General features: G+C 73.4%; 23 protein-coding genes and 1 riboswitch. Of the genes, 10 read left to right on the top strand and 13 right to left on the bottom strand.

The window, feature by feature from the left end; all coding sequences use genetic code 11:
* Positions 1–76 precede the first annotated feature (76 nt).
* Complete coding sequence (locus ACZ4WH_RS04790) at positions 77–721, top strand: DUF4232 domain-containing protein (RefSeq protein ID WP_468176609.1); 645 nt, start codon at positions 77–79, stop codon at positions 719–721.
* Positions 722–788: 67 nt separating this feature from the next.
* Entirely contained in the window at positions 789–1,433 is a 645-nt protein-coding gene (locus ACZ4WH_RS04785) for a TMEM175 family protein (protein ID WP_468176607.1), read from the top strand.
* Between the two features lie 14 nt (positions 1,434–1,447).
* On the opposite strand, the gene ACZ4WH_RS04780 is transcribed toward ACZ4WH_RS04785, so the two are convergent.
* The 3 genes from ACZ4WH_RS04780 to mdlC all read right to left on the bottom strand — a co-directional run bounded on the left by ACZ4WH_RS04780 (position 1,448) and on the right by mdlC (position 5,883).
* Positions 1,448–2,707, bottom strand: coding sequence for an MFS transporter (locus ACZ4WH_RS04780; RefSeq protein ID WP_468176605.1), 1,260 nt, complete (start codon positions 2,705–2,707; stop codon positions 1,448–1,450).
* An 87-nt stretch (positions 2,708–2,794) separates the two neighbouring features.
* On the bottom strand, positions 2,795–4,249 hold the full coding sequence (locus ACZ4WH_RS04775) for a benzaldehyde dehydrogenase (protein WP_468176603.1): 1,455 nt from the start codon (positions 4,247–4,249) through the stop codon (positions 2,795–2,797).
* Positions 4,250–4,302: 53 nt separating this feature from the next.
* Positions 4,303–5,883 carry a benzoylformate decarboxylase gene (gene mdlC / locus ACZ4WH_RS04770; RefSeq protein WP_468176601.1) on the bottom strand — a complete coding sequence of 527 codons (1,581 nt, stop codon included), beginning with the start codon at positions 5,881–5,883 and terminating at the stop codon, positions 4,303–4,305.
* A 95-nt stretch (positions 5,884–5,978) separates the two neighbouring features.
* On the opposite strand from mdlC, the gene ACZ4WH_RS04765 reads away from it, so the two are divergent.
* Positions 5,979–6,908, top strand: a complete 930-nt coding sequence (locus ACZ4WH_RS04765; protein ID WP_468176599.1) for a LysR family transcriptional regulator — start codon at positions 5,979–5,981, stop codon at positions 6,906–6,908.
* Between the two features lie 88 nt (positions 6,909–6,996).
* Here the strand turns inward: ACZ4WH_RS04765 and ACZ4WH_RS04760 are convergent, their stop codons facing one another.
* The 4 genes from ACZ4WH_RS04760 to ACZ4WH_RS04745 are packed head-to-tail and all read right to left on the bottom strand — an operon-like array spanning position 6,997 to position 10,482.
* The gene (locus ACZ4WH_RS04760) at positions 6,997–8,238 is read right to left on the bottom strand and encodes a cytochrome P450 family protein (RefSeq protein ID WP_468176597.1); all 1,242 of its coding nucleotides are present in this window, start codon (positions 8,236–8,238) and stop codon (positions 6,997–6,999) included.
* The gene (locus ACZ4WH_RS04755) at positions 8,235–9,263 is read right to left on the bottom strand and encodes an amidohydrolase family protein (RefSeq protein WP_468176595.1); all 1,029 of its coding nucleotides are present in this window, start codon (positions 9,261–9,263) and stop codon (positions 8,235–8,237) included. The genes ACZ4WH_RS04760 and ACZ4WH_RS04755 overlap by 4 nt, the downstream gene beginning before the upstream one ends.
* On the bottom strand, positions 9,260–10,147 hold the full coding sequence (locus tag ACZ4WH_RS04750; protein ID WP_468176593.1) for an NAD(P)-dependent oxidoreductase: 888 nt from the start codon (positions 10,145–10,147) through the stop codon (positions 9,260–9,262). Before ACZ4WH_RS04750 ends, ACZ4WH_RS04755 begins: the two co-directional genes overlap by 4 nt.
* Complete coding sequence (locus ACZ4WH_RS04745) at positions 10,144–10,482, bottom strand: antibiotic biosynthesis monooxygenase family protein (RefSeq protein WP_468176591.1); 339 nt, start codon at positions 10,480–10,482, stop codon at positions 10,144–10,146. The genes ACZ4WH_RS04750 and ACZ4WH_RS04745 overlap by 4 nt, the downstream gene beginning before the upstream one ends.
* A gap of 338 nt (positions 10,483–10,820) precedes the next feature.
* Between ACZ4WH_RS04745 and ACZ4WH_RS04740 the strand changes: the two genes are divergently transcribed.
* From ACZ4WH_RS04740 to ACZ4WH_RS04730, 3 genes are all read left to right on the top strand, one after another.
* The gene (locus ACZ4WH_RS04740; protein ID WP_468176930.1) at positions 10,821–11,147 is read left to right on the top strand and encodes a hypothetical protein; all 327 of its coding nucleotides are present in this window, start codon (positions 10,821–10,823) and stop codon (positions 11,145–11,147) included.
* A gap of 53 nt (positions 11,148–11,200) precedes the next feature.
* A riboswitch (cobalamin riboswitch) is annotated at positions 11,201–11,322 on the top strand.
* A 36-nt stretch (positions 11,323–11,358) separates the two neighbouring features.
* The gene (locus tag ACZ4WH_RS04735) at positions 11,359–11,580 is read left to right on the top strand and encodes a CbtB domain-containing protein (protein WP_468176589.1); all 222 of its coding nucleotides are present in this window, start codon (positions 11,359–11,361) and stop codon (positions 11,578–11,580) included.
* 22 nt (positions 11,581–11,602) lie between these two features.
* On the top strand, positions 11,603–12,355 hold the full coding sequence (locus ACZ4WH_RS04730; RefSeq protein ID WP_468176587.1) for a CbtA family protein: 753 nt from the start codon (positions 11,603–11,605) through the stop codon (positions 12,353–12,355).
* 134 nt (positions 12,356–12,489) lie between these two features.
* Here ACZ4WH_RS04730 and ACZ4WH_RS04725 read toward each other — a convergent pair whose 3' ends face one another.
* Complete coding sequence (locus tag ACZ4WH_RS04725) at positions 12,490–13,071, bottom strand: histidine phosphatase family protein (RefSeq protein WP_468176585.1); 582 nt, start codon at positions 13,069–13,071, stop codon at positions 12,490–12,492.
* Entirely contained in the window at positions 13,068–13,565 is a 498-nt protein-coding gene (locus ACZ4WH_RS04720; protein ID WP_468176583.1) for a MerR family transcriptional regulator, read from the bottom strand. Before ACZ4WH_RS04720 ends, ACZ4WH_RS04725 begins: the two co-directional genes overlap by 4 nt.
* A gap of 28 nt (positions 13,566–13,593) precedes the next feature.
* Between ACZ4WH_RS04720 and ACZ4WH_RS04715 the strand changes: the two genes are divergently transcribed.
* Positions 13,594–14,352 carry a methyltransferase domain-containing protein gene (locus tag ACZ4WH_RS04715; RefSeq protein WP_468176581.1) on the top strand — a complete coding sequence of 253 codons (759 nt, stop codon included), beginning with the start codon at positions 13,594–13,596 and terminating at the stop codon, positions 14,350–14,352.
* Positions 14,353–14,480: 128 nt separating this feature from the next.
* Positions 14,481–16,745 (top strand): heavy metal translocating P-type ATPase, encoded by a 2,265-nt coding sequence (locus ACZ4WH_RS04710; protein WP_468176579.1) that lies wholly within the window; start codon positions 14,481–14,483, stop codon positions 16,743–16,745.
* Positions 16,746–16,893: 148 nt separating this feature from the next.
* Here the strand turns inward: ACZ4WH_RS04710 and ACZ4WH_RS04705 are convergent, their stop codons facing one another.
* Together ACZ4WH_RS04705 and ACZ4WH_RS04700 are read right to left on the bottom strand one after the other, a co-directional pair.
* On the bottom strand, positions 16,894–17,805 hold the full coding sequence (locus ACZ4WH_RS04705) for an endonuclease/exonuclease/phosphatase family protein (protein ID WP_468176577.1): 912 nt from the start codon (positions 17,803–17,805) through the stop codon (positions 16,894–16,896).
* Positions 17,806–17,857: 52 nt separating this feature from the next.
* Positions 17,858–21,646 (bottom strand): CHAT domain-containing protein, encoded by a 3,789-nt coding sequence (locus ACZ4WH_RS04700; protein ID WP_468176576.1) that lies wholly within the window; start codon positions 21,644–21,646, stop codon positions 17,858–17,860.
* 933 nt (positions 21,647–22,579) lie between these two features.
* Between ACZ4WH_RS04700 and ACZ4WH_RS04695 the strand changes: the two genes are divergently transcribed.
* Together ACZ4WH_RS04695 and ACZ4WH_RS04690 are read left to right on the top strand one after the other, a co-directional pair.
* A complete protein-coding gene (locus ACZ4WH_RS04695) occupies positions 22,580–23,059 on the top strand; it encodes an ATP-binding protein (RefSeq protein WP_468176574.1) in 480 nt (159 codons plus the stop codon).
* Between the two features lie 93 nt (positions 23,060–23,152).
* Positions 23,153–25,225: a SpoIIE family protein phosphatase gene (locus tag ACZ4WH_RS04690; RefSeq protein ID WP_468176572.1), complete on the top strand. Its 2,073-nt coding sequence runs from the start codon at positions 23,153–23,155 to the stop codon at positions 25,223–25,225.
* A gap of 49 nt (positions 25,226–25,274) precedes the next feature.
* On the opposite strand, the gene ACZ4WH_RS04685 is transcribed toward ACZ4WH_RS04690, so the two are convergent.
* Both ACZ4WH_RS04685 and ACZ4WH_RS04680 read right to left on the bottom strand, forming a co-directional pair.
* The gene (locus ACZ4WH_RS04685) at positions 25,275–25,727 is read right to left on the bottom strand and encodes a YbhB/YbcL family Raf kinase inhibitor-like protein (protein WP_468176570.1); all 453 of its coding nucleotides are present in this window, start codon (positions 25,725–25,727) and stop codon (positions 25,275–25,277) included.
* Between the two features lie 128 nt (positions 25,728–25,855).
* Positions 25,856–26,875 (bottom strand): sigma-70 family RNA polymerase sigma factor, encoded by a 1,020-nt coding sequence (locus ACZ4WH_RS04680; RefSeq protein WP_468176568.1) that lies wholly within the window; start codon positions 26,873–26,875, stop codon positions 25,856–25,858.
* Positions 26,876–26,917 lie beyond the last annotated feature (42 nt).

Below are 26,917 nucleotides of genomic sequence, written 5' to 3'. Positions count from 1 at the left end.
CGCCCGCTCCCGCGCCGGCCCCCGGGCCGGCGCACACACCTGCCACGGCGCCCGTGTGCCCCGAGGAAGAAGCACCATGACGTACCGTCGCATCCTGCCCGCCGTGCTCGCCTGTTGCGCCGTGCTGACCGCGTGTACGAGCCACAGCGCGGACGACACCGCCGGTGGCGCCAGGCGCGCGTCCGGCGCCGCCACCCGTACGCCGTCGGCGACCGCCTCGGGGCCCGCCGGCGGCGGCACCTCCAGCACAGCCGAGCCGACCCGCACGGGTACGGCGGCGTCGCCCGCCGCACCGGTCCCGAAACGCTGCCGCACCTCCGACCTGAAGGCGTCCCTCGGGCTCGACCACCCCGGGGCCGGCCAGGAGAACTTCGCCCTCGTGCTGACCAACCGGTCCCCGCGCACGTGCAGCCTCTACGGCTTCCCGGGTGTGGCCTTCGTGAACGCGGCGGGCGAGGCCGTCACCCCGGACCCCGAGCGGGCCACCGGCCAGCGGCAACAGCGGGTGACGCTCGCCCCGGGGGCCGATGCCTGGGCGGGGCTGAGCTACACCGATCCGGCGATCACCGGTGTCACCACCGTCACGCCGGAAGCGCTGCTGGTCACCCCGCCCGACGAGACCACCTCGCTCTCGGTCCGCTGGACCGGCGGCAAGGTCTCCAACACCGGAAAGGCGTCCGTGCCCCAGGTGAGCCCCCTCAGAGCGGGCAGCGGGGCCTGACGCACCCGTCCCGGCCCCGCCCCGTCCCTTCCCGTCTCGTTGTGAACAAGCACGTCCAGGAGCCAGCGTGTCCCGCACCCGCCTCCGTGGTTTCTCCCGCTCCGACACCACCCGCGCGGAAGCCTTCAGCGACGGCGTGCTGGCCATCGCCGTCACACTGCTGGCCCTCGGCCTCGCCGATCCACCGCACCGGCCGGGCGGCCTCGGCCACGCCCTGCTGGCCCAGTGGCCCGCCTACCTCGGCTACCTGGCCTCCTTCGGATACGTGTCGGTCATCTGGCTGAACCACCATCAGGCCTTCGTACGGGTCCGCGTCATGGACCGCGGGCTGCACGCCGCGAATCTGCTGCTGCTGTTCAGCACGGCGGCGCTGTCGTTCCCCACCGCGGTCCTCGCCGACGCGCTCCAGGCGGACCCCGCCGGTTCCGACGCCCGGGTCGCCGTCGCCCTCTATGCCGGGCTGGCGGCGGTGATGTGCCTGAGCTGGGTGGCCTTCTACCACCAACTGGCCCGCCGACCTGACCTGTTGACCCCGGACGTGGAGAGCACGTACGTACGGCACGGACGCCTGCGCTCCTGGGTGGGAGCCCTGACGTACGGCGCCGCCGGGCTCCTCGGCGTCCTCGTCGCGCCGCTGCTGGCGGTCGCCGTCTTCGTCGTGCTCCCGGTGTTCTACTTCATCACCAGCGATGGGTTCCCCGAGGGACGGTGAAGCGCCCGGCTCCGTCAGGTGGTGGGCTCGGTGGTGGACTCCTGCGGAGGCCGGGCCGGGAGGGTGAGGACGGCCAGGAAGGCCAGGACGGCCACCGTGGCGAAGAAGTAGAAGCCCCAAGGGTGGCCGATCCCGGCGGACACCAGGGCGCCCGTGATCGACGGGCCGACGATGGAGCCGATGCGGCCGATGCCGGACGCGGAGCCGAGCGCGGTGCCGCGGACGGAGGCCGGATAGAAGTTCGTCACATAGGCGTAGACCAGCACCTGCGCCGAGAAGACGAACACGCCGGTGAGGAAGACGACGGTGTCGAGCAGCAGGTCGCTGTCCATCTTGACGCTGAGACAGGCCAGCATGCCCACCGAGACCGCGAACCAGCCCAGCGTGGTGAGTTTGATGCCGCGCCGGTCGGCCACGAAGCCGCCCAGCACCAGGCCGGCCACACCGCCGACGTTCAGGACGAGGAGCTGGGTGACGGCCGTGGGGACGGGGTATCCGGCGTCGTTCATGAGCTTGGGCAGCCAGGTGTTGAGGCCGTAGACCAGCAACAGGCCCATGAACGAGGCGACCCAGATCCCGATGCCGGCGCGGAGGTAGGCCGGCTTGAGGAGTTCGGTGAACGGAACGCGCTCGGCGCCGGGCGCCTCCTGGGCGCGGACGAACGCCTCCGACTCCGGCAGCCGGAACCACTGGACGACGGCGACGACCAGTCCGGCGACACCGAGGACGTAGAAGAGGACCTTCCAGTCGTCGGTCACCTGGAGCGCAAGGAGCGAGGTGATCACCGCACCGGTGTGGTAGCCGGTCATGGTCAGCGTGCTGGCGCGCGCCCGCCGGCTCGCCGGCATGTGCTCGGCCATCATCGTCAGGGACACGGGCATGCACGCGCCGAGTCCCAGACCGGCCATCAGGCGGAGTGCGGCGAACATCGTGACCGAGCCGGCGAGCGGCACCAGGAGCGTGAAGACCGAGAACACCACCACCGAACCGATGAGCAGCAGGCGCCGGCCCAGCCGGTCGGCCAGCGGACCGACCAGCACCGCGCCGATGGCGACGCCGACGAGCGACAGCGTGGCGACGGTGGTCGCGTCGCCCGCTGTCATGCCGAGGTGACGTGTCTTGAGCAGGGTCGGGATGATGGCGCCGAGGACCACGAGGTCGTAGCCCTCCAGCAGGACGGTGATCCAGCACAGGACCACCGTCCAGAGGTTGCGTCCGGCGGTGCCGGTCCCCGCGGTGGTGCCGGACGCGTTGGACGAGGCGATGGATGCCATGGCGGTGTTCCCCCTGTGAGCGGCTGCGGGAGACGGAGATGGGGAGGGTGCTGAGCGGTGGTGCTGAGAGTGGTGCTGAACTCCGGTTCAGAACGGGTACGCGGCGATGTCCGGCCGCACGGTGAGCCACTGCGTCTCGGTGAACGCCTCGACGTTGGCGGCTGCTCCGCCGAACCGGGAGCCGGTGCCCGACGCCTTGACCCCGCCGAAGGGCGCGTTGGGCTCGTCGCTGACGGTCTGTTCGTTGATGTGGACCTTGCCGGAGTCGATCCGGTCGGCGAGCTTCATCGCCGTACCGACGTCACCGAGGATGCCGACGGACAGGCCGTACTCGCAGTCGTTGACGATCCGCGCGGCCTCCTCCGGCGTGGAGAAGCCGATGACCGGTGCGACGGGTCCGAAGACCTCCTCGCGCCACGCCGGCATGTCGGTGGTCAGGCCGGTCAGTACGGTGGCGCGGTACCCGGAGCCCACGATCTCGCCGCCCGCGGCCAGCGTCGCGCCCGCCGCGACGCTCTCGGTGACGATGCCGTGCACCCGCTCCAGCTGCCGCCGGTCGATGATCGGGCCGAGAGCCACGTCCTCCCGGGCCGGGTCGCCGACGGGCAGCGCCCGGGCCTTCGCGGCGAGCGCGGCGGTGTACTCGTCCAGCAGGGACTCGTGCACGAGGTGGCGGCCGGTCGTCATGCAGATCTGCCCCTGGTGCAGATACGAGCCGAAGGCACCGGCCGAGGCCGCCTTGCCCACATCGGCCCCGGGCAGCACCACCAGGGCGTTGTTCCCGCCGAGTTCGAGGTGGGCCCGCTTGAGGAGACGGCCGGCCCGCTCGCCGATCGCCCGCCCGACCGGTGTTGACCCGGTGAAGGAGATGACGCGCACCTCGGGGGCCTCGACGACCGCCTCGCCGACCGAGCCGTCGCCGGGGAGCAGGTGGAGCACACCGGAGGGCAGCCCGGCCTCCTCGAAGACCCGCGCGATCACGACACCCCCGCTCACCGCCGTGCGCGGATCCGGCTTGAGCAGCACCGCGTTGCCCAGCGCCAGCGCCGGAGCCACCGAGCGCAGACCGAGGATCAGCGGGAAGTTGAACGGCGCGATCACGCTCACCACACCGGCCGGACGGCGGCGGGCGAACGACCAGCGGGGGTCCTCGGAGGTCAGCACCTCACCCTGCGGATACGTCGGCAGCGCCGCGCACTCGAAGCACTCGCCCCGCGCCAGCTCCACCTCGAAACCCGCCTTGGCCCGGACAGAGCCCGCCTCCCGCACCAGCCAGTCCTCGATCTCGGCGGCGTGCTCGGTGAACAGCTCACCCGCGCGGCGCAGTACGGCCGCCCGGGCCTGCGGAGAGGTGGCCGCCCAGGCCCGCTGCGCCTCGGCGGCCCGGGCGGCGGCACGGCCCACCTCCTCGGCAGTGGCCAGGCCCACGGTGCCGAGCCGGTCCCCGGTCGCCGGCTCGACGACCGGCTGCTCGCGGGTGGCGTCCTTCCAGCCGTCGCCGAAAAGCTTCTTGCTCCAGACGTCGCTGTCCAGGAGTGTCATCGGATTCCCTTCGTGAAACCGCCGTGCGGCCAAGGCTCGCGGTCGGAACGTGCTCAGGAGGGCGTGGTGAGCGCCGTGTCGACCTGGACGAGCCGGGGGCCGTCCGGGCGTTCGGCGAGGACCGCCCGCAACTCGTCCACGCCGTCGACGTGCCGGGCGGGCACCCCGTAGCCCTCCGCGATACGGGTGAAGTCCAGGCCGGGGATGTCCAGGCCCGGCGCGTCCGGCACACCGAGGAGGCCGCCGAACCAGCGCAACGCGCCGTACGTCCCGTTGCGCAGCAGCACCACGGTGAGCGGAACCCGGTGCTGGGCGGCCGTCCACAGCGCGGTGATGCCGTAGTTGGCCGAGCCGTCCCCGATCACCCCCACGACCGGCCGGCCGGGCTGGGCCATGGCGACCCCGACCGCGCCGGGCAGCCCGAACCCGAGACCACCGGCCGCCGGGAAGTAGTAGGAACCGGGCCGGCGCAGGTCCATCTGACGCCACCACGAGGAATTGGTCGAGGTCGACTCCACCACGTACGCCGTGTCGGCGGGCAGTTCGTCCCGCAGGGCCGCGAAGACCTCCTCGGGATGCGGGCGCGGCCCCTCCGCCGAGCGCGGAGCCGGCACGGCCCGGTAGTCGCCCGAGGGCACCTCGGACGCGTCGAGCGCCTTCACCAGCAGGTCGATCACCGCGCCGGGATCGGCGACCAGCGCCTCGCCCATCGGCGCCCGCGCGGCGGCGGACGCGTCCTCCGTCACCTGGATCAGCCGGGTGCCCGCCGGCAGATACCGGCCGGGGAGATGTTCGTGGTAGCGGAAGACGGGGGCGCCGAGCACCAGCACCAGATCGTGGCCCTCGAAGGCCTGGCAGATCGGCTCGATGCCGGCGGGGAGCACACCGCGGAACAGCGGGTGGCGGTTGGGGAAGGGCAGCCGGAAGAGCGACGGCGCCGCCCACACCGGGCCACCGAGCCGCTCGGCCAGCCGTACCGCGTCGTCGAAGCGGCCGGCCGCGTCGATGTCCCCGCCCAGCACGAGCGCGGGCCGTCGCGCGCCGGCCACCGCCTCGGCCAGCCGGTGCCCCTGCTCGCTCCCGGGCACCCCGGCGCGCTCGACCCGCCGGTCCAGCACGGCCGCCGCGTTCTCGTCCGCGTCGGCCGCCCAGTCGTCGTACGGGACGGAGAGGTAGGACGGCCGGCGCTGCAACCGTGCCTCGAAGACGGCCTGGGCGAGCGCGCGCGGTACGTCCCGCGCGCACGCCGGTTCGGCGGCCCAGCCGACGAGCGGCCTCATCAGCGCGGGGGCGTCGACGTTGGCGAGGTTGGCCTCCGGTCCGATGGCCGGCCGCACCTGCTGCCCGGCCACGATCACCAGGGGCGTACGCGAGGCCACGGCGTTCGTCAGCGCGCCCATCGCGTTGCCGGAGCCGGAGGCGGCGTGCAGATTGACCAGCACGGGTTGCCCGGTCGCCTGGGCGTAGCCGTCCGCCATGCCCACGGCGGCACCCTCGTGCAGGCACAGCACGTACTGGAACCCGTCCGGGAGGCCGGTGAGGAAGGGCAGCTCGTTCGAACCGGGGTTGCCGAAGACGGTGGTCAGTCCCTGGCGCTCCAGGAACTCATGGGCGATGCGGCGCACGGACGGCACAGGCGTTCCTCTCGGAAGTGACGCAGCACACGCTAGGGAGCGCGCGACCTGGCCACCAATAAATGTTGGCGCGCCGCGATATAGACTCCATCGATATGAGCAGCTTCGATCTCAACCTCGCCCGGGTCTTCGTGCTGCTCTACGAGACAGGCAGCGTCACGGCCACCGCCGAGACCCTCCATGTCACCCAGCCGACGGTCAGCTACAGCCTGGCCAAACTGCGCCGGCACTTCGACGACGACCTCTTCCGCCGCACCGGCCGCGGTCTGACCCCGACCGCCGGCGCCCGCCGTCTCTACGAGCCGCTGCAACGCGCCCTGGCCGACATCGACGGAGCGATCCGCCAGGGCGACGACTTCGACCCCGCGACCATGGCGGGCCGCTTCACCCTCGCCCTGTCCGACCTCGGCGAGGTGACCCTGCTGCCGCGCCTCGTCGCTGCGGCCCGCGCACGCGCGCCCCGGGTGTCGTTCACCGTCCGCGCCCTGGACGTCGACGACGCCGAGGGCCAGCTGCGCTGCGGCGAACTCGACGCCTTCGTCGCCACGCCCGTCCTGACCTCCCACCGCACCGTGCGCATCCCGCTCTTCCACGAGCGCTACGTCGGCATGGTCGCCGCCGACCACCCGCGCGTCCGGGGCGCCTCCGTCACCCTGGCCGAGCTGGCGGCCGAGCACCACGCCACGGTGTACGGCCCCAGCGGTCATGTCGTCCCCCGGTCCGTGCTCGCCACCCACGGGCTCCTGGACCGTGCCGCCGTGGACGCCACCCGCTTCTCGATGCTGCCGTACCTGCTGGAGCGGACCGACCTGATCGCGATCGTCCCCGAGTACGTCGGGGAGGTCTTCACCGCGTCCCATCGCCTGCGCCTGGTGCGCCTCCCGTTCGAGACCGAGCCGATCGAGGTCGCGCTCTACGCCCGGCACGAGGCGTCCCGCAGCCCGTCCCAGCGCTGGCTCGTCCAGTTCATGGCCGACGTGCTGGGCGAACGGGTCAGCCCGGCCCAACTGCCGCCCAGCGCCTAGGGCGTCTCGTTTGCCCGGCACCGGGTACGGCGCCGCCCGGCCGGTCACGCCGGCCGGGCGGTGGGGGTCTGCCGCGTGCCGCTGCCGCTCACCCCGTGGGATCGAGGACGACCGGCAGTTCCGCAAGGCCCCGGAAGGCCGGGAACGGGACTTCCAGCCACCGCGGTTCACCGGTGGGGTCGGCCAGGGCCATCCGGGGGAACCGGTCGAACAGGCGGGTGAGGGCCAGCTGTGTCTCCAGCCGGGCCAGCGGGGCTCCCAGACAGTAGTGGCTGCCGTGCCCGAAGCCGATATGGGCGTCCTGCGCGTTGCCCGGCCGCCGCACGTCCAGCTCGTCCGGCGCGTCGAACTTCAGCGGATCGCGGTTGGCCGAGCTGAGCGCGATCTGGACCAGGGCGCCCTTGGGGATCAGTGTCCCGCCGTACTCCACGTCCTCGGTCGCGTAGCGGAACGTCGCGCTCTCGACGGAGCCGTCGAAGCGCACCAGTTCCTCGACCGCCGCACGGATCAGCTCCGGGTCCTCCCGTACGGCGCGCAGCTGGGCGGGATGGGACAGCAGGTGGTGCACGGCGTTGCCGATGAGGTACGCGGTCGTCTTGTGACCGGCGAACATCAGCAGGAACGCCGTGGAGACCAACTCGCTCTCCGTCAGCCCGCCGTCGTTGTCGCGGGCCGCGATGAGCGCGCTGAGCAGATCGTCACCCGGACGCTCCCGCTTGGCGGTGATGAGGTCCGTGAAGTAGGCGTGCAGATCCTCCTCCGCCCGCTGCTGGGCCCGCTTGGCCTCCTCGCCGAAGCCGGTCTGCGCCACCGTGGTGGACAGGTGCTGCATCCGCGCCCGGTCCTCGGGCGGCACGCCGAGCAGATCGCAGATCACGATGATCGGCAGCGGGAACGCGAACACGGGCAGCAGGTCCAGGCGCTCCCGGGTCGGGCACTCGTCCAGCAGGTTCTGGACGATCTCCTCGATCCGTGGCCGCAGCGCCTCGACGCGCCTGGGGGTGAACGCCGAGTTGACCAGCCGGCGCAGCCGCGTGTGCTTCGGCGCGTCGGAGTTGAGCATGTTGTCGTCCAGCGCGACGGACGAGTCACCGAAGATCCTCCGGTAGGCGTCCATGGCCCCGTACATGTCCTTGCTCAGCCGCGGGTCCGACAGGGCGGCCCGCGCGTCGTCGTACCGGGTGATCAGATACGTCTCGTTGCCGTGCGGCGGTCTCATGGGGCAGACGGGCGCCGCTGTGCGGAGATGGGCGTAGACCGCGTGCGGATCGCGCCGGAACTCCGGGGTGCACCGCTCGGCCGCGGCGACGGCCTCTTGCGTGGTGGTCACGGACGACTCCTGAGGTCGAAGAGGGTCTGGGCGTTGCCGCCGAGAATGAGCCGCTGGGACGCCTCGTCGACCGGCAACTTCTCGATCATGTGGATGAAGTCCTCCAGCGGCGCGGCCATCGGCGGCGAGTCGGTGCCGAACAACATCCGCTCGGGGCCCAGCACTTCGGCGTTCAGGCTCAGGTGCGCGGGGCTGAACGGGCTGGTGTCGACGTACATGCGGCGCAGGGCGGCGGCCGGGTCGGCGGCGGGCCGCATGGCCTTGGCCGCCGGCTCGTCGGCCGCCCGGTCCTCGGCCTTCGGCGCAGCGGAGCCGGGCGGACCGGCCTGGGGCCGCCCGGAGGGCGGCGCCCCCCCGGCCCAGTGCCGGGGGCGCGCCGCCGTCTGGAGGCGCTCCGGCAGCAGCGCCATCGCGCCGCCGCCGGTCGCGCCGATCAACCGCAGACCGGGGTACTTGTCCAGCCATCCCGCGAACGCGATCATGGCCATGCCCATCGTGACGTCGCCGAAGCGGCCGATCTGCTCGACGAAGCCGATCTCGTCCACCCGTTCCGTGCCGACCGGTTCGGCCGGGGCGTGCACCAGCACCGGCACCCCCGCCTCCGCGGCCAGCGCGAAGAAGGAGTCGGCACGCGGGGAGCCGAGCAGCTCCCCATGCACGCTGGACGTGGTGATCAGACCGACGAAGGCCGGGTCCGCGAGGGTCTCCCGGACTCCTTCGAGGTGATCGTCGTCGCCGAACGGGTTGGCGTACACGTAGCCGCGCAACTGGTCGGGGAACCTGCGGATCAGCCCCGACATCCAGGCGTGGAAGCCGCGCAGCCGGTCGCGTGGCTGGGCGTAGTTGTCGACGCCCGGCACCCGCGCCATCGCGCCGGCCCCGACGGGGCTGCCGATGATGGTGAGGTCGATCCCGGCCTCGGCGCGGGCGGCGAGCATGCCGTCGACGTCGGTCAGGCTCGGGGGCATGGGGAAGCGTTCGGCCGCTTCCGGTGGGGACAGATGCCCGTGGATGTCGATGATCACGTGTCGGTTTCCGGTTTCGGTGCGAGTGCGCGGGTGACCGCGGCACAGTCCTGGTCGCCCAGTCCTTGCTCGGTGGCGCGGACGTGGGTCTCCGCCGCGGCGGTCGCCAACGGCAGAGTCAGGCCGACTGTCGCCGCCTGCTTGGAAGCGAGCATGAGGTCTTTCGCCATCAGCCGCAGCCGGAAGTCCGGCTCGTCGAAGCGGCCGGAGGCCAGGCGCCGGGACTTGAACGCCATGACCGGCGAGGCGAAGCCGCTGCCCGCGATGGTCTTGAGGACCAGCTTCCGGTCGAGGCCGCAGGCGCCCGCCAGTTCGGTGGCCTCGGCCAGCGCCTGCACCTCTATGCCCATCAGCAGGTTGAGGAGCAGTTTCATCCGCATGCCGGACCCGAGTGCGCCCAGATGGACGACCTCCTTGCCCAGCGTCTCCAGCAGCGGGCGGGCGGCGTCGAAGACGCGCTTGTCGCCGCCGGCGAACAGCCGCAGCTCTCCGTCGCGGGCGTGGTCGCGGTTGCCGAGCATGCCGACGTCCAGGACCGAGGGCGCGTCACCGGCGATCTGCACGACCTCGTCGGGGGCGACGGTGCTGGCGCAGATCAGGACGCCGGGGTACGGGCCGTCGGCCAGCACGCCGTCCGGGCCGTGCAGCACGGCGCCGAGGGCCTCGCCGTCGGACACGACGCAGAGGGCGGCGCTCGTACCCGCGACGGCGTCGGCGGGGTGGGCGGCGGCGTGGGCGCCCGCCTCGGAGAGCGGCGCGGTGCGCTGCGGGGTACGGTTCCAAACCCGGACCTGTATCCCCTGGTCGAGGAGGCGACCGGCCAGTCCGGCGCCCATCGTGCCGAGACCGAGGACGGCGACGGGGCCGTTGACGGTGCCCGTCATGCGGACACCCCCTTGGTCTCCTTGATCACACGGAACCGCATGGACTGCCGCTGGTCGACCCACTCGCGCAGCGGGGCCACCAACTCCTGGTGCTCCGCGCTCTGCTGCCAGGCGAAGAAGTCCTCGGCCGACCGCCACTCGCTGGTGATGACCCACTGGCGGGAGTCGTCGACGGGCTCTCCGAGCCGCTCGACGATGTGGCCGGGGGTGTTGGACACGGACTTCCGGAGCTGCTCGTACAGATCCAGGAAGCCCTGCTCGCCGCCCTCGATGACGCGGACCGCGAAGACGACGTTCAGCTTCTCGGCCGACAGGCCGTTGTGGTTGGTGCCCATGTGTCTCCTCCTGAGTGAGATCCGGCAGGACACGACACCAACGGACTCATGTCCCTCGTACGGCTGCAACTCCGAATGGGGGACGGGCCGGTCGGCACAAGGGGTTCACGTTCCGTCATTAGTCATTTCGAGTGACTTACGGGGCTCCTGCCGACGGGTGACCCGCCGTACGGCGGCCGGGTGACGGCGCGTCGCGGGAGATGAAAGGATGATCGCCTTCTGAGGTGACACCGGGGCGCACCTCCCCGGGAGGGGAGTGGGGCGGCGTGCCCGAGAGGCCGGCGGAGGAAGCGGCAGGCCAGGCCGCGGAGGGAACCGGTGCGGCGCCGTGCCGGGTCGTGGTGTGCCGGGACTGCTGCTGCGGCAGCCCCAAGGTGACCGGCGTCGATCACGCGGCGCAGACCGCGCGGCTGCGCGCCGAGGTGCCCGTCCGTGTCTCCGACTGCCTCGACGTCTGTGACCAGGCCAACGTCATCGTCGTACAGCCGTCCGCCGCCGGCCGGGCCGCCGGTGCGCGACCGGTCTGGCTGGGGCTCGTCAACGATCCGGACGCGACCGAGGACATCGTCACCTGGGTGCGGGCGGGCGGCCCGGGGGTGGCTCCGCTGCCGGACATCCTCGACCTGTACGCCTTCACCCCACCGCGGCGGCGCGCGGACCGCTGAGACCCGGGCCGTACGGACTGCGGTCTTGGCCGGACGCCGGTCACGCGGTACGGTCGGTCCGAATCGACGACGGTACGACGGAAGCCGGTGAGAACCCGGCACGGTCGCGCCACTGTATGCGGGCTCCCACGGGGCGCCCGTGAGTCAGACCCGGGGCCGTCGTCCTGTGCACCACCGAGATGGGACGCGAACTCCCAGAGGAGGTCCTGCCATGGCGCAGACCGTCGCCCGGCCGACACCCACCACTCCCGCCGTCCCCGCCAAGCTGCCGCTGAAGGCGACAGCTCCCTGGGCGGTCTTCTTCGGCATCCTCATGCTGGTCCTGCTCTACTTCGTCGGCGCCGAACAGGGCGCCACCTCCGTGGTCAACGGCACGGACGTCCATGAATGGGTGCACGACGCACGCCACCTGCTCGGCTTCCCCTGCCACTGACGCGAGGGGACCGCGCGCACCCATGAACTCCGCAACCGTACGGAACCTCCTCGTACGGGGCATGCTCGCCGGCCTCGCGGCCGGCGTGCTCGCCCTCATCGCCGCCTATTTCCTCGGTGAGCCGAACGTCGACAAGGCGATCGGCTTCGAGGACGCCCACGCGCACGGACACGAGAGGGAGGTCGTCTCCCGCTCCTTGCAGTCCACCGCCGGGCTCGCCACCGGTGTCCTCGTCGACGGCGTCGCCTTCGGCGGCATCGCCGCGCTCGCCTTCTGCTTCGCGCTCGGCCGGGTGGGCCGGTTCGGCCCGCGCGCCACGGCGCTGCTGCTGTCCGGCTGCGCACTGCTCGCCGTGTACGTCGTGCCGTTCCTGAAGTACCCGGCCAACCCGCCGTCGGTCGGCGACCCCGGCACCATCGGCAGGCGGACCGCCCTGTACTTCCTGATGATGCTGCTCAGCGTCCTCCTGGCGATCGCCGCCACCCTCCTCGGCAAGCGGCTGTCGCCCGGTCTGGGCACCTGGTGGGCGACGGTGGTGGCGGTGGCCGCGTTCGCCGTCGTGATCGGCGTGGCCTACGCGTTCCTGCCCGCCGTCGATGAAGTGCCGAAGGACTTCCCGGCCACACTGCTGTGGCGGTTCCGCCTGTCCGCCCTGGCCCTCCAGGCCGTGCTGTGGGCCGGATTCGGCCTGGCCTTCGGGGAGTTGGCCGAGCGCCTGCTGACTCCCGGGCCGGCCACGGGCGCGAAGGGGCGGGCGGTTCCGGCCGCACACTGACTGCGCCCGGCCGGGGCGCGAAGGGCTGAGCCATCCGGCCGCACACCGACTGCGCCTGGCCGGCAGAGGGGGCCCTCCGGAACCACCCGGGGGCCCTCTGGCGTTCTTCGGCTCAATCCCCGGCCGGCAGACGGCTATTCGGCGTCCGGCGCGGACAGCGGACGGCCCAGCCGCAGATTCCACCGCCCGGCCCGGCCGCTCAGTTCGGTCACGGTCAGGGGCGGCACGTCGAGGCGCCAGAAGACCGCGACGGGCATGCCCAGCGCCTCCACCGCCGCCGCCCGCACCAGCTCCGGCTCGACCACGGCGAGCGTACGACCCTCCACACCCTGCGCGTCGGCCAGCCAGCGCGCGACCCGCCCGCACAGGTCCTGGACCGACTCGCCGCCATGCGGTGTGCACGCGGGGTCGGTGAGCCAGCGGCCCACCGCGTCGGGCTCGGCGGCTCCCACCTCGTCCAGCGTGCGGCCTCGCCAGCGGCCCACATCGAGACCCGTCAACTCCGGTACCGGCACGCCGTCCAGGCCCAGCGCCGCGGCCGTCTCCAGGCAGCGCACGCTGGGGGAGGCGAGCACACGGACGGCGGAGGGCAGCGACCCGGCCGCCGAACGGGCCCGCGCCGCGCCGCTGTCGTCGAGCGAGCCGCCGTCGTCGAAGCGGGCCCGCCGCAGCGACGCGCTCGTCGCGGGCGAGACGAGAAGGACTCGACTGGTCACGCGGTCGCTCCTGTCGCTGGGGTGGTGGGGTGCGGGACTCGACGGGGAAGGGTAGCGGGGGCTCGGCCTCCATCCGAACGGCCCTTGTCGTCGCCGATGCGATCGGTGACGACCCGCTGGAAGTGCGGGCACCGGGTGACATCCTCGTGACCGCAGGCCAGGGCGCACTCGATGAGGTCGAGCGAGGCCCGGGCGGCGGCGATGCGCAGGCGGAGTGCGTCGGCTTCCCGGCGGAGGACGTCCCGGCGGCTTTCCGGGGCTCTGCTCGCGAACAGGGAGCGGATGGTGTCGAGGGACAGGCCCGCCTCCTTGGCCCGCAGGATGACGGCGACCCGGGTGAGCGCGTCGGTGCCGTAGCGGCGGCGGCCCGCGCTGTCGCGCGACGGGGTCAGCAGTCCCCGTGCCTCCCAGTGCCGCAGCACGTGGGTGGCCAGGCCGAAGCGTTCCGCGAGGGCGCCGATGCTCAGGGTCTCGTCATCGCTGCTTGACTTCATGCCGACATTAAGTCGGAGCCTGGGCGGCATGGCTAGTGACACGGAAGAGACGGACGGCCTCGTCGCCATGCTGGACGCGGCCGACCGGCTGCCGGGCGCGGCAGAACTGCGGACCCGCTCCTACGAGTTGCTGCGGCTGCCGTCGGGGGCGGCGGTCGTGGACGTCGGGTGCGGTGCCGGGCGGGCGGTGGTGGAACTGACCGAGCGGGGCGTCGCGGCGGTCGGCGTGGACACCGACCATCGCGTGATCGGCATCGCTCGGCGACGGTGGCCGGACGCGGAGTTCGGGATCGCCGACGCGTACGCACTGCCCCTGGGGGACGGTTCGGTGGCCGGCTACCGGGCGGACAAGGTCTTCCACGAACTCGCCGCGCCGGACAGGGCGCTGCGGGAGGCGCGCCGGGTGCTCGCCCCGGGCGGCCGGGCCGTCGTCCTGGGCCACGACTGGGACACGATCGTCATCGACTCCGACGACCCCGCCCTGACCCGCACCATCGTGCGGGCCCGCGCGGACCGGGTCACGGCGCCACGCGCCGCGCGCGGCTGCCGGAACCTGCTGCTGGCGGCGGGCTTCGAGGACGTGTCGGTGGAGGTCCGCACCGGCGTCTTCACCGGGACGACGATGCTTCCGCTGCTGGCCGGGTTCGCGGACGCGGCGCACGCCTCCGGTGCCGTGCCCCGGGAAGACGCGGCCGGCTGGACGGCCGAACAGCGGGCCCGCGCGGAACGCGACCGCCTGTTTCTCGCCCTGCCGGTGTTCGTCGTCGCGGGGACCAGCCCGGGGTGATGCCGCCGCCCGCTGACCTGGCGGGAATCGAGGGCGTCAGGCTGTTGCGCTCCATACGGGGTGGGGGTATACATATGAGTCGTTGACATACCCCCCAGGGGTATATGCACGAGCTGTGAGGAGCAGACATGCCCAGCACCACGTCCGGTGCCGCCGAGGTCGAACTCGCCATCGGCGGCATGACCTGCGCCTCGTGCGCCGCCCGTATCGAGAAGAAGCTCAACCGCATGGACGGCGTCGAGGCCACCGTCAACTACGCCACCGAGAAGGCCAAGGTCACCTTCCGCGAGGACATAGCCGTCGCCGACCTGATCGCCACCGTGGAGGCCACCGGCTACACCGCGCGCGAACCCGAGCCCGTCCGGCCCGAACCGCGAGCAGGCGCCGGACCCGCCGAGGCCGAGGCGGATGAACTCCGGCCCCTGCGGCACCGGTTGACCGCCGCAGTCGTGCTCGCCGTGCCGGTGGTCGCCATGGCGATGGTCCCGGCTCTCCAGTTCACGTACTGGCAGTGGCTCTCGCTGACCCTGGCGGCGCCCGTGGTGACGTACGCCGCCTGGCCCTTCCACAAGGCCGCCTGGACCAACGCCCGGCACGGCGCGGCCACCATGGACACGCTGATCTCCGTCGGTGTGTCGGCGGCGTTCCTGTGGTCGCTGTGGGCACTGTTCTTCGGAACGGCCGGCATGCCCGGCATGACACACCCCTTCGAGCTGACCATCGCCCGCAGCGACGGCGCCGGGAACATCTACCTTGAGGCCGCGGCCGGGGTGACCGCCTTCATCCTGGCCGGCCGGTACTTCGAGGCGCGCTCCAAGCGCCGGGCGGGCGCGGCGCTGAGGGCCCTGCTGGAACTGGGCGCCAAGGACGTCACCGTGCTGCGGGGCGACCGTGAGGAACTCGTGCCCGTCGCGGAACTGAGGGTCGGCGACCGCTTCCTCGTCCGCCCCGGCGAGAAGATCGCCACCGACGGCAGGGTCGTCGAGGGCTCCTCGGCCGTGGACGCCTCCATGCTCACCGGTGAGTCCGTCCCGGTCGAGGTCGGCGTCGGCGACGGCGTCACCGGGGCCACCCTGAACGCCGGCGGCCGACTCGTCGTGGAGGCCACCCGGGTCGGCGCCGACACCCAGCTCGCCCGGATGGCGAAGCTGGTCGAGGACGCCCAGAACGGCAAGGCCGCCGCCCAGCGCCTCGCGGACCGGATCTCCGGCGTCTTCGTCCCCGTCGTGATCGCCCTGGCCCTCGGCACCCTGGGCTTCTGGCTCGGCAACGGCGCCGGGCTCACCGCCGCCTTCACCGCGGCCGTCGCCGTCCTGATCATCGCCTGCCCCTGCGCCCTCGGGCTGGCCACCCCGACCGCGCTGATGGTCGGCACCGGGCGCGGCGCGCAGCTCGGCATCCTTATCAAGGGCCCCGAGGTCCTGGAGAGCACCCGCGAGGCCGACACCATCGTCCTGGACAAGACCGGCACCGTCACCACCGGCAGGATGACCCTGCGGGCCGTCCACACCGCCGAGGGCACGGACGAGAACGACGTCCTGCGGCTGGCCGGTGCCCTGGAACACTCCTCCGAGCACCCCATCGCCCAGGCCGTCGCCGCCGGAGCCGTCGCCAGGATCGGCACGCTGCCCGTACCGGAGGACTTCACCAACGTCCCCGGCCTCGGTGTCCAGGGCATGGTCGACGGGCACGCCGTCCTCGTCGGCCGGGAGCGGCTCCTCGCCGAGTGGGCGATGGAACTGCCCGCCGGCCTGCGGCGTGTGAAGGCGGAAGCCGAGGCGGCCGGTCGTACGGCCATCGCCGTCGCCTGGGACGGCGAGGCCCGCGCGGTCCTCGACGTCGCCGACGCCGTCAAGGAGACCAGCCCGGAGGCGATCCGCCGCCTGCGCGCCCTCGGTCTGACCCCCATCCTGCTGACGGGTGACAACCGGGCCGTCGCCGAGGCCGTGGCCGCCGAGGTCGGCATCGACCCCGACCATGTGATCGCCGAGGTCCTGCCGCAGGACAAGGTCGATGTGGTCAAGCGGCTTCAGGGTGAGGGGCGTTCGGTGGCCATGGTCGGTGACGGCGTCAACGACGCGGCGGCCCTCGCCCAGGCCGACCTGGGCCTGGCCATGGGCACGGGGACGGACGCCGCGATCGAGGCCGGCGACCTCACCCTCGTCCGCGGCGACCTGCGGGTCGCGGTGGACGCCATCCGGCTCGCCCGCAAGACCCTGGGCACCATCCGGTCCAACCTCTTCTGGGCGTTCGCCTACAACGTCGCCGCCCTTCCGCTGGCCGCGGCCGGCCTGCTCAACCCGATGATCGCGGGAGCGGCCATGGCCTTCTCCTCGGTCTTCGTGGTCGCCAACAGCCTGCGCCTGCGCCGCTTCCGGGCCGCCGACCGCTAGCCGACAGTGCGAAGGGACAGCGGACGAGCCTTCATGGGGGCGCTTCCCTTCCCGGGGGCCGATTCACTTGGACGGACGTGCGTGAAGCCGGGTGCAACGAGGACCATGAATGGTCAGAAGCACGTAAGGCCACTCCGGGGTGGGGAGTTCAGCGGCCCCGGTGGTGCAGCAGGAGGTCGGCGACCACCGGGCGGTGGTCGGAGGCCGTGGTCCCGGACTCGTGCGTGCCGGTGACGGTGACGTCCGGTGAGACCGTCACGAGGTCGATGCGCTTGACCGGGTCCACCGCCGGGTAGGTCTTGCCGCCGTTCGGGGCCGCGTCGGTCAACGGGCCCCACAGCCGGGCCAGTTCGGGGGCGTCCGGCTCGGCGTTGAAGTCACCGAGGAGGATCTTCGGACCGGAGTCCTCCGCCAGGACGCCCAGCATGTCGTCGACCTGGGCGCGCCGGACCGAGGGGTCCGTGCGGTAGTCCAGGTGGGTCGCGTACACGTGCACCAAGGTGCCCCGGACCTTGACCGTCACCTCGGCGAAGCCCGGCGCGGGGTCCGGTACCGGGTCCGGTGTCTGGGTGGACAGCCGGGTGATCTCATGGTTCCACGCACCCCGCACCGGACAGCGGCTCAGTATCGCGACGCCGTACTGCCGCCGCTCCCCGCCCGCCGTGGCCGGCGGGAGGTCGTAGATCGGCGCGAAGAAGACCCGCATGCCCAGCCTTCCGGCCAGTTCCCGGGCCTCGTCGGTGAAGTCGCTCCGGGCGCCCCAGTGCACGTCGACCTCCTGGAGCCCGACCACGTCGGCGTCCAGGTCCCGGATCGCCGCCGCCGTGCGGTCGAGGTCGAAGACGTTGTCCTGGCCGGCTCCGGCGTGGATGTTGTACGTGGCCACGCGCAACGGCACACGGGACGCGGCCGGTCCGGTGCCGGTGCCGGTCGCCTGGTCCGCCGCTGTCGTGTCGGGCGACGCGGTCGCCTCGGGCGACACGGCGCCGAGTGCGGCGGTGGCGGTCAGCACGACGGCGGCCAGCAGGCGGAGAACGGCGCGTCGGGGCTTGCGATCCACTGATTCCTCCGGAGGGGTTGGGTGATCCTTGCGGGTCGGCGGGGCGCTTGCCTCAACTCGTCGGCGCGGGCGCCGGGTTGCCCTGGTGTGTGAAGGCCGCCCAGTGATGCGGGTCGTGGAGGTCGGAGCGGGCGGCCTCCTGGCGGAGCGGCTCCTCCAGGGCGAACGGGAGTCGGCGGCGGGGGTCGAGCATCCACAGCTGGGCGGCGCGCAGGGCGTCGGGCGGGGCCAGCCCGCCCGTGGTGAGGTGGTGGTGGAAGACGGCCATCATCACGGCGGTCGGACCGTCCCGCACCGCCCACCGCGACCCCACGACGTCGGCGGCCCCGCGCGTGATCAGCGCGGTGGCGAGCGTCAGCGCCTCGTCGTGGTGACGCGTGCTCAGGTCGGTCTCGCAGGCGCTGAGCACGACCAGCGGGCCGGCGGTGTCGGGCCGGAGTCCGGCGGCACCGTCGAGGAGGCCGGCCACCGTCAGCCGACCGCTGCCCCGGTCCCCGCCGGGCACGGCGGCCAGCCGCAGCGCGGACTCGGTGGGGCGCGGCGCGGCCCAGGCGTGACAGGCCAGGTGGACCAAGGACGCCGGCGAGGCGCCGCCGGGCAGCACCGCGAGCAGGTCCGCCGGTGTGCCCGCCGCGTCCGGCTCCTCGTCGGCGTCGAGGCACTCGCCGTACCGGAGCGCCCCCGGATAGCAGGAGGCACGCAGCGCGGCCGTCTCCACCTCGGCCCAGGGAAGGGTCAGTTCCGGGTCGGCGACGAGCACCTGGCGCCCGTCGGCCGGCGGCATCCGGCGCCGGCCGGCGGCGGCGAGGAACTGAGTGCCGGACGGCGCGTAGCTGATGACGGCCTCCTGGCAGGCGTACCGATGGCCGCGCCCGCCGGCACCCCCGGTCCGCGCGGCGTGCCACGGTACGACGCCGATCCGGCCGCAGGGCACCAGCACGAGCCGCGGCGGCCGGTCCAGCGGCACCCGCGCGGCCGGTGACGAGCGCACCGCCGAGAGCACCGGCCCCATGACCGCGGGCCAGGCCCAGTCGCACAGTTCGCGCAGCGCGGCCTGCCAGTCCAGCTCGAAGGCGGCCCGCCACGACGCGTGCATGGTCGGGTGTACGAGCGCCCGGGAACGCGCCGCCGCGGCCTTGAGATAACGCTCCAGCGGTGCGCAGCCGGGGCGGATCAACTCCGGCAGCGGCAGCACGGTGGGTTCAGCGCCGGGACACAGGATCACCGCGTGGCCGGGGTACGAGCCACCGGTCGGGGGCAGCGGCACACCGGGCAGCAAATAGACCAACGCGTCCGCGCCCGAGGCGGCCAGACCCTCGGTGAGCGCGGACACGTCCGCGGTGCCCGCCACCTGTCGGGCGCCCGTGGCTTGACCCGGGCGTGGCCGGACACCCAGCGCGGCCAGTGCGTCGCGCCGTAGGGCGCCGGGGATCGGCGGGTCGTCGGCCGCCGGGCGCGGCGGGTCCGCCGGGGTGCGGGCCCGCCACCGCCGGGCCAGTTCCGGGTGGCCGGCCGCGTCGAGGAGTTCGGGGATGCCGCGGGACGCGGTGGCGGCCTGGTGCACCAGGGCGCGTCCCTTCTCCAGATCGGCCACCGCGTCGGCCGGCCGACGGAGGATGAGCGCGGCCCACGCCAGCCGCTCCGACAGCAGGTCGCCGTTGAGAGCCGCGGACAGGCCGTGGTCGGCCCCGGTCTGGAGCAGGACGTCGGCGGCCAGCTCGTCCAGCGCCTCACGGGTGATCTCCAGGAACGCCCGCTCGTCCGCGCCGGTGCGCGGGCCGCGCCGAGAGGCCCGCATCAGGTGCGCCTCGGCCAGCTTCGTCAGGACGTCCACCCGGCGCGTCCCGCCCCGCCCCTCGGCGAGCAGCGCACGGGCGCGGGTCAGCTGGGCGATGGCGCCGTCCAGCAGCACCGGGGCGTCCAGGCCGCGCAGGACGGAGAGGAGCAGCCGCATACCGAGCCTGGCGCGCCGGTCGTACTCGTGGTGGTGATACACCGCCGGCGCGTCCAGCTCACGGCGGATCTCGGCGACCGTGCGTGTCAGGTCCGCCAGCTCGGCGGCGAGGTCCACCGCCCCGGGCTGCCCACCCGTGGCGGCCTCCCGCTGCCCGTCCGCGCACAGCTCGTCGAGCTGGGCCAGCCGCTCCGCCACGGCGTCGCGCCAGCCGCTGTCCGGAGGCAGGCCGGCGTGCCGGGCGCGCAGTTCCTCGACCAGACGCGGCAGTGCCCCGTGGTTTCCGGTGCGCCGCGCATGGCTCAGTTCGCGGTCCGCCGTGGAGAGGAGGAGGTCCAGGGTGAACGGCGCGTCGAGCGGCAGGGAGCCGTCGTGGCGCAGGGCCGCGCCCAGCTCGCGCAGCGTGGCCAGGGAGCTGTCCGCGTCGTGGAAACTGCCGCCGTACGCGGCGGCCTGCCCCTGGATCTCGGCCAGCTCCGCACGCAGGGCCGTCACCCACCAGGAGTCCGTGCTCGCGTCGATCGCCTCTGCCAGCAGGACGGCCGCGTCCTCCAGATAGCCGGTATCGCCGGTCCGGTAGGCCAGCAGCCGGTCGATGCGGGCCGCGCCGCGCCGCTCGCGCACGCCCAGCTCGGCGGAGAAGTCCCGCATCGGGCCGTCGAGATGGGCGGCCGGACCGGGCTCCAGGGTCAGGCCCGCCGGCCAGTCCTTGAGGCGGCTGCCGCTGTCACTCTCCGGTGGGGGCACGGGTCGCTCCGCGGTGCGGAAGTCGACCGACCCGGGCTCCAGCATCTCCACCGTGACCAGCAGACAGGCGTGGAGCCTGGCCACCCGGGCCCGTTCGGGGGCGTCCGGTGGCAGCGCGTGCAGCGACCGTCGCGCCAGGTCGGCGGCGCGGCGAAGGCCGTCGGCGCCGGCCGCGCCGCCGACGGCGGCCCGCCGCAGCAGCGCCGCGGCCCGTGGGTCCAGCTCCAGTTCCTGGTACGGGTGGTCGCTGGTCCCGGACCGCAGGACGGTGAACAGCCAGACCAGGATGCGGGTGAACGTCGCCGTGCTGCGCGCGCCGGCCAGCGCCACCAGGCCGTGTACGGCGTCGAGCAGCGCGGTCTCGGGGTCGTCCACGGCATCGGCGTCCTGTCCGTCGCCGGGCGTGGCCGAATCCGTGGCCCCTGCCTCCGCCTCTGCCTCTGCCCCTGCGTTTGGCTCTGCCTGGCCGGTCGGCGCCGCAGCCGTGTCGGACGGGGTGTCGAACAGGGCGGTGCCGGGCGCCAGCATCCGTTCGATGACCCGCTTGACGTTCGCGGTCCGCTGCCGGAACTCCGCGTCGATCGGGGCCGCCGCGATCCGGTCGACGACCTCCTTGGCCTCACCGAGATCCCGGCGCACCGACTCGGTCAGCAGGTCTTCTCCGTGGCCGGGGCTGAGAAGCGCGTTCCGCAGGACGGTGTCGGTGCCGTCGGCGCGGGGCAGGGCCCAGGGCGCGAGCAGGAAGACCAGCATCATGCGGGCCTGCACCGTGAGCGGGTCGGCCGGCGGCCCGTGCCGATCCGCCCACCGCAGGCGCCGTAACGCCTCCGCCCGGTCCTCCGCGCCGGAGCCGGACGACGGGGGGTCGCCCCTGCTCAGGCAGCGCATGCCGAGCAGGAGACCCAGGAAGACGAAGACGACGGAGAGGTGCTCCCCGCGTTCCTGGCTCTGCCCGTACTCCGCCGACGCGGCCTCGACGCCCGCCAGTCGGTCGATCACCGGACTCCACGCCTCGGCGGGCTCCCGACCCGTGGCGGCGTGCAACAACCGGTGCGCCTCCTGGAGGGCTTCGGCGGCCTCCCGCCGTCGTCCCACGGCCGCCCCGCCGCCGTCCCCGTCCCGCCGCACCTCGCCGACCATCGGCCCCCCGCCGCACGCCTGCCTCGTCCCCGCATGATGCCCGCCGGGAGGCGGGTTGACCACCAAGCCGACAGGCCGTACCGCCCCACCGCCACCTATGACCGCACCCGGCGGCCCAGCCAGCCACTCCCGGCAGCCCAGCTAGCCACCCCTGGAGGCCCAGTCACCCGCACCCGGTGGCCCAGCCAGACCCGACAGCCCAGCCAGCCACCCCCGTGGCCCAGTTACCAGCACCCGTCGGCGCAGTCATCCGCACCGGTGGCCCAGTCACCCGCACCCGACAGCCCAGCCAGCCACCCCCGGCGGCCCAGTCACCAGCACCCGGCAGCCCAGCCAGCCACCCCTGGAGGCCCGGCCCACCCGCACCCGGCAGCCCAGCCAGCCAGACCCGGCAGCCCAGCCAGCCACCCCCCGTGGCCCAGTTACCAGCACCCGTCGGCGCAGTCATCCGCACCGGTGGCCCAGTCACCAGCACCCGGCAGCCCAGCCAGCCACCCCCGGCAGCCCGGCCCACCCGCACCCGGCGGCCCAGCCAGCCAGACCCGGCAGCCCAGCCAGCCACCCCCCGTGGCCCAGTTACCAGCACCCGTCGGCGCAGTCATCCGCACCGGTGGCCCGGTCAGCCACCCCCGGTGGCCCAGCCAGCCACCCCCGGCGGCGCAGTCGTCCGCACTCGGCGGCCCAGCCAGCCACCCCCAGTGGCCCAGCCAACTCACCCGGCGGCCCAGCCCACCCGCACCCGGCAGCCCAGCCAGCCACCCCCGCAGCCCAGTCACCCGCACCCGGCGGCCCGCTCCCGGCCCAGCCCGTGCCGTGGCGTGGGCACGTACCGGCGTCGCTCATGTCCTCCCCGTCCCCGGCAAGGCCAGATATCGGCCGGTTTCTGGGTACACGCGAGGTAGGGATCAGGCGCTCAGGAAGAGGGCGGTTGGTATGGACGAGGTTGCCCGGACCGGGGATCGGCGGACGGACCGTGCCGGACTCGTCATGACCTCGGCCGCGTACGAGGGCAGCCCCGCCGACATCGCGGCGGCCCGCGGCCTGGCGCGCGCGTTCCTGACCCGGTTGCAGGCCGACCATGGCCTGCCGGTGTCGGAGCGGGCGATGGGCGTGGTCCAGCTGGTGGTCAGCGAGCTGGTCACGAACGCCTGCAAGCACGCGCCGGGGCCGTGCCTGGTCGATCTGGAGCTGTCCGGGGACAGCGTCGAGATCACGGTCTGGGACACCGCGCCGGTGCTGCCGGTGGCCAAGGCCGCCGATCCGGGCCGGGTGGGGCAGCATGGCCTTGAGATCGTGATGGCCGTGTGCCAGGGCTTCGAGGTGCACCGGGAACCGGTCGGCAAGCGGACCACCGCGTCCGTGATGCTGGCGGACGACCCCGGGGGAGACGTGGCCGGCCGGTCCCCGGCGTGACGACCGGTGCGCGGCACGCCGCCTCGTACCCGGTGTCCGCGACCGACCACGACGCGTGCGTGCTCCCACGGAGTGGCAGAGGAGAAACGGCGTATGGGTAGAGCGGACGTCTCCCGACCGGGCCGGGGCCGGCCCCTGGCCGGTGTCGGCGCGTCTCCCACCGGCCTGCTCGATCTGCTGAGCGTCGCCGCGGTGGTGCTGGACACGAACGGGCGCGTGGTCTTCTGGAGCCCCCAGGCGGAGGAGCTGTTCGGCTACACCGCGGACGAGGCGCTGGGCCGGTACGCGGCGCGGCTGCTGGTCCACGAGGAGCACTGGGACCAGGTGATCGCGCTGTTCGCCGAGGTCATGGAGTCCGGCGCCGACTGGGCGGGGGCCTTTCCGGTCCGGCACAAGGACGGCAGTACGCGGCTGGTGGAGTTCCGCAACATGCGTCTGCTCGACGACCTCGGCGACACCTACGCCCTGGGACTGGCCGTGGACCAGGCGACCGTGGCCCAGGTCGAGCGGGGCGTCGCCCTCTCGGCACGACTGGTCACCCAGTCCCCGATCGGCCTGGCCATCCTGGACCCCGACCTGCGGTACGTGACCGTGAACCCCGCCCTCGAACGCATCCACGGCCGCCCCGCCGCCGAACATCTCGGCCGACGGGTCCGCGACGTCCTGACCTTCCTGGACGCCGAGGCCGTCGAGAGCCGTCTGCGCCAGGTCCTGGAGACCGGGGAGCCGGTGACCGACCGGTACGTCGTGGGCCGTCCCCTCGCCGACCCGCACCGCGAGCACGCCTGGTCGGTGTCGTACCACCGGCTGGAGGACGCCGCGGGCCGGGTGCTCGGCGTGGCCACGTCCGTCATCGACATCACCGAGCGCCACGAGGCGACCATCGCCGCGACCCGCGCCCAGAACCGGCTGGCCCTGATCGCGAACGCCTCCGCCTCCATCGGTACGACCCTCGACGTGGAGCAGACCGCGCACGAGCTGGCCGGGGTCGTCGTACCGGACCTGGCCGACGTCGCCTCCGTCCACGTTCTCGACAGCGTCCTGCGCGGACGCGCCCCGTCCGTCACCGGTCCCGCCCGCTTCCGGGCCGTGGCCGCCGCCGCGGCCCACGCCTGCGAAGCGGCGCACGTGGCCGAACCGCCCGGAAAAGTCGTCACCTCCGACAGTGACCGTCTGCTCACCCAGTGCGTGCGCACCCGCCGGCCCGTACTGGTGGCCGAGACCAGCCGCCAGGACCTGCGGCACATCGCCCGCACCCACGAGGGCGCCTCCCTCCTGGAGAAGACCGGAGTGCACTCGTACCTCGCCGTGCCGCTCCTGGCCCGCGGAGAGATCCTGGGTGCCCTCAGCCTCGCGCGCGTCGGCACCCCCGCACCCTTCGACGACGACGACACGCTTCTCGCCTGCGAGCTGGCCGGCCGCGCCGCGACCTGCATCGACAACGCCCGCTGGTACCAGAGCGCGCGCAACACCGCCCTCACCCTCCAGCGCCGCCTGCTCCCGCAGCTGCCGTCCCGCCTGCCCGGCCTGAGGATCGCCTGCCGCTATCTGCCGGCCGGAGCCGTCAGCGAGATCGGCGGTGACTGGTTCGACGCCATGAGCCTGCCGGGGGACAGGACCGCGCTGGTCGTCGGAGACGTGATGGGCAGCGGCATCAACGCCGCCGCCAGCATGGGGCAACTGCGCAGCGCCACCCGTGCCTTCGCCGGACTCGACCTCGACCCGGCCGAGGTGCTCCAGCAGCTCGATCGCCTCACCGAGGACGTCGAGCACACCATCGCCACGTGCGCCTACTGCCGGTACGACCCCGAGCAGGGCCGGTGCCGCATCAGCCTCGCCGGTCATCTGCCCCCGGCCCTCGTCCGGGCGGGCCGGCCGGCGCAGCTCCTCGACCTTCCGTCCGGTGTGCCGCTGGGCGTGGGCGGCACGCCCTTCGAGACGACGGGGTTCGACTTCCGTCCCGGCGATCAACTCGCTCTCTACACCGACGGCCTCGTCGAAACCCGCTGCGACCCGATCGACGTCCGTCTCGGGACGCTCCTCGACGCCCTGACCGCGACAGCCGACCAGGATCTCGGAGAGACCTGCGACCGCGTCCTGGAGACGCTCCGCCCCCCGGGAGGCGACGACGACGTGGCTCTGCTCGTGGCCCGCGTGGAGGGCTGAACACCTCAGCACGCGGGACGCGGGGCCGGGCCGTACGCCGTCGCCGTGGTCAGCGCTGATACAGACCGACGAGGGTGCCGGCGGCCAGCTGCCGCGCGTCGAGCACGGCGTGTGCGTCCTGGGCGGTCGCCCGGTCCGGGAGCGAGACCGGCGCGGGGAGGGCGTAGAGCCGGAAGAAGTACCGGTGGGCGTCGTCGCCGACCGGTGGCTTCGGGCCGCCCCAGCCGGGTTCGCCGAAGCCGTTGCGATGCGGTCGGCCGCCCCGGGGCGTCTCGCCCGCCTCGACGCCTCCGACCCGGGGATCGATGCCGGTGACGAGCCAGTGCACGAAGGTTCCGGACGGTGCGTCCGGGTCCTCGCACAGCAGGGCCAGCTCCGCCGCGTCGTCCGGTACGCCGGACCAGGTGAGCGGCGGAGAGACGTTGTCCGCTTCCTTGGCGTGGCGCCGCGGGATCGTGCTGTGATCGCTGAACGCCGCGCTGCTGAGTTCTATCCCGGCCATGCGTCACGGAGTACCCGACGCGAGCACGGGCATACGATATTCCGGGCATACGAGGCCAGGGGCACACGCGTCACGGCGTACGACGTCCCGCACCCAGGACCGACAGCGTCCCGGACGCGCTCGTACCGTCAGCCCGCCCATTCCAGCAGGCGCTCGCCGGCCTCCGGCGCCCGCAGCCGACCGAGGGACTCCTTCTCCAGCTGGCGGACGCGCTCCCGGGTGAGTCCCACCTGGTCGGCCACCTGTTGCAGCGTGCGGGGATGCCCGTCGTGCAGCCCGTACCGCAGACTGAGGATCATGGCCTCACGGGGCGCAAGCGTCCCCAGGACGTCCCTCAGCTCCTCGGCGAGCGCCCGGTACTCGGCCACCTCCGGAGCCTGGAGCACGTCGGCGGCGGGGATGAGGTCGCCGACCACGGTCTCCCCGGCGTCGTCCACGGGCGTGTCGAGACTGAGTGTCTGCCGCCCGACATGGCGCAGCCAGGCGACGCGCCCCTCGTCGAATCCGCTCTCCCGGGCGACCTCGTCGTCCGTCGGCTCATGGCCGAGGCGCAGGTACAGCCGCCGTTCGGCCTTCGCGAGCTTCTGCAACTCCTCCACGACGTGCATGGGCAGCCGCACGGTACGGGCGTGCTGGGCCAGGCCCCGTTCTATCGCCTGCCGGATCCACCAGGTGGCGTACGTGGAGAACTTGAAGCCCTTGGTGTGATCGAACTTCTCCACGGCCCGGATGAGCCCCAGGTTGCCCTCCTGGATCACGTCGAGCAGGGACACGCCCCGGTGCGCGTGCCGCTTGGCGATCGACACGACCAGCCGCAGGTTGGCCCGGATCATGTGGTCCTTCGCGTGCAGGCCCTCCCGTGCGGCCGCCTCCAGCTCCCGGCGCCGGTGCGACGCGAGGTCCCGTTCGCCGTCCTCGGCCCGCTCCAGCTCCTCGACGGCGTGCACACCGGCCTCGATGCGCCGGGCCAGCCGTACCTCGTCCTCGGCGGTGAGCAGCGGGGTCGCGGCGATCTGGGCCAGGTACTGTCCCAGCAGATCGGGCTCGTCCCCGGTCTCCAGCACCCTGCTCCGCGGACGCGCGGAGTGGGCGGTTGCACGGCGGCGCTCTCGGGAATCCGCCGCTGCGGATCGTGCCGGCGCAGGCATGGTTCCGGCCCTCCGACTCTGTCGCTCGCTTCTGCTCTCTTC

This window comes from Streptomyces sp. NPDC029138, assembly GCF_055564375.1.
The sequence above is the reverse complement of the archived record's forward strand: the minus strand, read 5'-3'. Positions and strand labels throughout refer to the sequence as shown.

What these genes read in the sequence shown, in the direction of transcription:
- ACZ4WH_RS04730 (WP_468176587.1), top strand. Translation starts at nt 11,603, where the DNA reads ATGAACTCCGCAACCGTACGGAACCTCCTCGTACGGGGCATGCTCGCC.
- ACZ4WH_RS04790 (WP_468176609.1), top strand. Translation starts at nt 77, where the DNA reads ATGACGTACCGTCGCATCCTGCCCGCCGTGCTCGCCTGTTGCGCCGTG.
- ACZ4WH_RS04690 (WP_468176572.1), top strand. Translation starts at nt 23,153, where the DNA reads ATGGGTAGAGCGGACGTCTCCCGACCGGGCCGGGGCCGGCCCCTGGCC.
- ACZ4WH_RS04780 (WP_468176605.1), bottom strand. Translation starts at nt 2,707, where the DNA reads ATGGCATCCATCGCCTCGTCCAACGCGTCCGGCACCACCGCGGGGACC.
- ACZ4WH_RS04745 (WP_468176591.1), bottom strand. Translation starts at nt 10,482, where the DNA reads ATGGGCACCAACCACAACGGCCTGTCGGCCGAGAAGCTGAACGTCGTC.
- ACZ4WH_RS04720 (WP_468176583.1), bottom strand. Translation starts at nt 13,565, where the DNA reads ATGAAGTCAAGCAGCGATGACGAGACCCTGAGCATCGGCGCCCTCGCG.
- ACZ4WH_RS04710 (WP_468176579.1), top strand. Translation starts at nt 14,481, where the DNA reads ATGCCCAGCACCACGTCCGGTGCCGCCGAGGTCGAACTCGCCATCGGC.
- ACZ4WH_RS04735 (WP_468176589.1), top strand. Translation starts at nt 11,359, where the DNA reads ATGGCGCAGACCGTCGCCCGGCCGACACCCACCACTCCCGCCGTCCCC.
- ACZ4WH_RS04680 (WP_468176568.1), bottom strand. Translation starts at nt 26,875, where the DNA reads ATGCCTGCGCCGGCACGATCCGCAGCGGCGGATTCCCGAGAGCGCCGC.
- ACZ4WH_RS04765 (WP_468176599.1), top strand. Translation starts at nt 5,979, where the DNA reads ATGAGCAGCTTCGATCTCAACCTCGCCCGGGTCTTCGTGCTGCTCTAC.
- ACZ4WH_RS04685 (WP_468176570.1), bottom strand. Translation starts at nt 25,727, where the DNA reads ATGGCCGGGATAGAACTCAGCAGCGCGGCGTTCAGCGATCACAGCACG.
- ACZ4WH_RS04715 (WP_468176581.1), top strand. Translation starts at nt 13,594, where the DNA reads ATGGCTAGTGACACGGAAGAGACGGACGGCCTCGTCGCCATGCTGGAC.
- ACZ4WH_RS04750 (WP_468176593.1), bottom strand. Translation starts at nt 10,147, where the DNA reads ATGACGGGCACCGTCAACGGCCCCGTCGCCGTCCTCGGTCTCGGCACG.
- ACZ4WH_RS04695 (WP_468176574.1), top strand. Translation starts at nt 22,580, where the DNA reads ATGGACGAGGTTGCCCGGACCGGGGATCGGCGGACGGACCGTGCCGGA.
- ACZ4WH_RS04775 (WP_468176603.1), bottom strand. Translation starts at nt 4,249, where the DNA reads ATGACACTCCTGGACAGCGACGTCTGGAGCAAGAAGCTTTTCGGCGAC.
- ACZ4WH_RS04700 (WP_468176576.1), bottom strand. Translation starts at nt 21,646, where the DNA reads ATGGTCGGCGAGGTGCGGCGGGACGGGGACGGCGGCGGGGCGGCCGTG.